1 protein-coding gene and 1 pseudogene are annotated in these 1,363 nt (G+C 78.1%); both read right to left on the bottom strand.

Translation table 11 applies throughout. The features are described from left to right. A partial coding sequence (locus BMZ50_RS23495) for a methylmalonyl-CoA mutase family protein (RefSeq protein ID WP_245753832.1) occupies positions 1-1,125 on the bottom strand: 1,125 nt, incomplete at its 3' end. A gap of 38 nt (positions 1,126-1,163) precedes the next feature. Then, positions 1,164-1,363 (bottom strand): annotated as a pseudogene (locus tag BMZ50_RS23490) (amidohydrolase); the annotation flags it as partial.

Below are 1,363 nucleotides of genomic sequence, written 5' to 3'. Positions count from 1 at the left end.
GGCGTCGGGCAGCCCGAGCGCGGCGTCGAACGGCTGCACGGTCACCACGTCGGCGCCGCCCACGCCGGCGGCGAAGCAGGCGATCGTCGTCCGCAGCATGTTCACCCACGGGTCGCGCCGGGTGGTCATCACCGACGAGGTGACCGCGTGCTGCCGCTGGGCGCGGACGTCGGGCGAGGCGCCGCTGAGCTCGGCGACCCGGTCCCACAGCCGGCGTGCGGCGCGCAGGCCGGCGATCGTCGTGAACTGGTCGGCGCCGGCCGCGTAGCGGAACTCCAGCTGGCCGAACGCCTCGTCGACGGAGAGCCCGCCGTCGGTCAGCGCCCGCAGGTAGGCCACCCCGGCGGCCAGCGCGCAGCCGAGCTCCTCGACCACCGAGGCCCCGGCGTCGTGGAAGACGGTGCCGTCGACGACGACGGTGCGCAGGCCCGGGTGCGCGGCGGCGCGGCGGGCGACGTCGGCGAGCCCGGTGAGGTCGTGCGGCTGCCCCGAGGACGCGTGCACGCCGAGGGGGTCCAGGCCCAGCGAGCTGCCGGCGGCGAGGTCGTCCCGCCCCTCCACCAGGGAGAGGAACGCCTCGGCGGCGGGCAGCCCACCGGAGAGGCTCACCGGCGCCAGGTCGAGGTAGACGTCGGCCAGCACCTCACCGAGGGCGTCGACCGGGATCGCCTCGTCACCCAGCACCAGCCACAGCGAGGTGACGCCGTTCTCCAGGTCGGCGGCGATCGCCTCCTTGGTGACGGCGACGTCGGGGTGGGCGTGCCGCTGGCGGGCGTCCCAGCCACCGGGGACGCCGCCGTCGCCGTCGGCCCCGGCCCGCGCGCCGCGGACGAAGGGCGCCAGGCCGGGGACGCCGACCGCCGCGGGCAGGTCACCGGCGTCCTCGGCGGTGTAGAGCGGGGCGACCGTCACGCCGGTGGCCACGGGGACGCGCAGCGCGTCCTCGGCCGGGTCGGGCAGCTCCTCCCGCCCGGCCTTGCGCAGCACGGCGGACACCAGGTCCCGCCACTGCCCGCGGTCGGCCGCCGGGAACTCGGCGGCCAGCCGCAGGTCCTGGGGGACCTCGTGCTCGGCCGGCACCTCGGCGTCGCCCGGGTGGGCGGTGTGCTGTTCGGAGGGGCTCATCGTCGGGCTCCCGCGTCGTGGGGCATTCAGCGAAGTGTCTACCGCCGGCCGCTCGGCCTGTGGCGGCTGGGGTGCGGCGACCGCCCCGCCGGCGGCTGGCCGGCGTCGGCGGCGAGGGCGTGCAGGGCGGTGCGGGCCAGCAGCCGCACCCCCACACCGATGGCCCGCTCGTCCACGTCGAAGGTGCCGCGGTGCAGGTCCAGCGGGGCGCCGCCGCCGTGCGTGCCCAGCCGGGCCA

This window comes from Geodermatophilus ruber (genome assembly GCF_900114385.1).
Classification (GTDB): Bacteria; Actinomycetota; Actinomycetes; order Mycobacteriales; family Geodermatophilaceae; genus Geodermatophilus; species Geodermatophilus ruber.
Note: the sequence above shows the minus strand (reverse complement) of the source record. Positions and strands in the feature narration are given on the sequence as shown.